This window comes from Azospirillum oleiclasticum, assembly GCF_013423485.1.
Lineage (GTDB): Bacteria > Pseudomonadota > Alphaproteobacteria > Azospirillales > Azospirillaceae > Azospirillum > Azospirillum oleiclasticum.
In genome coordinates this window covers 1-407 of sequence record NZ_JABFFR010000118.1, presented here as the reverse complement: position 1 = coordinate 407, position 407 = coordinate 1, and the positions used below count along the sequence as shown (strand labels likewise).

The window sequence follows — 407 nt, the reverse complement described above, 5'->3', positions numbered from 1 at the left end:
GGCAAGATCGGCATCGTGTCGCGCTCGGGCACGCTGACCTACGAGGCGGTGGCGCAGACGACCGCGGCCGGGCTGGGGCAGACCACCTGCATCGGCATCGGCGGCGACCCGGTCAACGGCACCAACTTCGTGGACTGCCTGGAGATGTTCCTGGACGATCCGGAGACCGAAGGCATCATCATGATCGGCGAGATCGGTGGTGACGCCGAGGTGAAGGGCGCGGAGTTCATCCGCGACGCCAAGACGAAGAAGCCGGTCGTCGGCTTCATCGCCGGGCGCACCGCCCCGCCGGGCCGCCGCATGGGCCACGCCGGCGCGGTCATCTCCGGCGGCAACGACACGGCCGACTTCAAGATCGAGTTCATGAAGTCCGCCGGCATCGCCGTCGCCGACAGCCCCGCCAGCCT

At 69.3% G+C, this 407-nt stretch carries 1 pseudogene; it reads left to right on the top strand.

The window, feature by feature from the left end:
• Nucleotides 1-407: pseudogene (locus HL658_RS36530) on the top strand (succinate--CoA ligase subunit alpha); the annotation flags it as partial.